This is a genomic window from Pseudomonas sp. P4_C3, from assembly GCF_056402075.1.
This window is the reverse complement of sequence record NZ_JBFUIC010000724.1, coordinates 1-821: the sequence shown is the minus strand read 5'-3', so window position 1 is coordinate 821 and position 821 is coordinate 1. Positions and strand designations below refer to the sequence as shown.

The window sequence follows — 821 nt, the reverse complement described above, 5'->3', positions numbered from 1 at the left end:
GATGGTAGGCAGGTCGGCCAGTTTCAGCAGGGATAGCACTTTCAAAACCCAAGGTGATCAGGTCAAGTTCATCAACGAAGACATCGACAACACGCACCGGATTAGTCTCGCTGACGTAATCGTCCAGGCTCTCGGGGAGCAGGGTCCTTTGACCTCGGTGTTCACCTTGAATGAAGCGTTTCATGGGCARCCCTTGCGATGAAATCCGGGGCAATCATAGCAAGGGTTKGCTTTGGMGTTTTKACACACTCTGGGCCGGCGGCGGCTAACCCGGCATCCATGCCGGGTTGCCCACTGCGCAGAACCTCCACTCGGCCTCACGAGGGGGCGTGTACCGCAACAGCGCCCGAGGCGGCCTACCGGCCGGCCTGGTTCTGATGCGTGCGTGTTTCCCTGTAGGAGCTGTCGAGTGCAACGAGGCTGCGATCTTTTGGCYTTATTKYTTACAAGCAAGATCAAAAGATCGCAGCCTTCGGCAGCTCCTACGGAGTGATACATCCGCGAAATCAGGTCGGCTGTCAGGCCGCCTTCGCGAGCAGGCTCGCTCCTACAGAAGAGCAAAGGCAGACCGGCGTACACCCACGCTCCTCACCACTCAWCAGGCCGAGCGTTAGCTCGCCTGCAGCTCTTGATCTTGATCCACCCGCCCCCTCGGGAGGCTGAGTGGAGGTRTTYATCCGGGGATGGGCGCGCAGCGCCGTTCGACGCAGTCGAACTCATTGCATGTAGGTCGAAGCGAAGCCGACCGGAGGGCAATGCCCCCGGATGAATACCGGAGCGAAGGAACCCCGAGCCTTAGCGAGGGGCCGTACGTCGTACGT

The 821-nt window shown here is 59.8% G+C and carries 1 protein-coding gene; it reads right to left on the bottom strand.

The genetic code is table 11. The annotated features are described in order from the left end of the window. Nucleotides 1–184, bottom strand: a 184-nt coding sequence (locus AC1DVH_RS32070; protein ID WP_477757161.1) for a transposase, incomplete at its 3' end; no start/stop codon positions are given. Between the last annotated feature and the right edge of the window lie 637 nt (nt 185–821).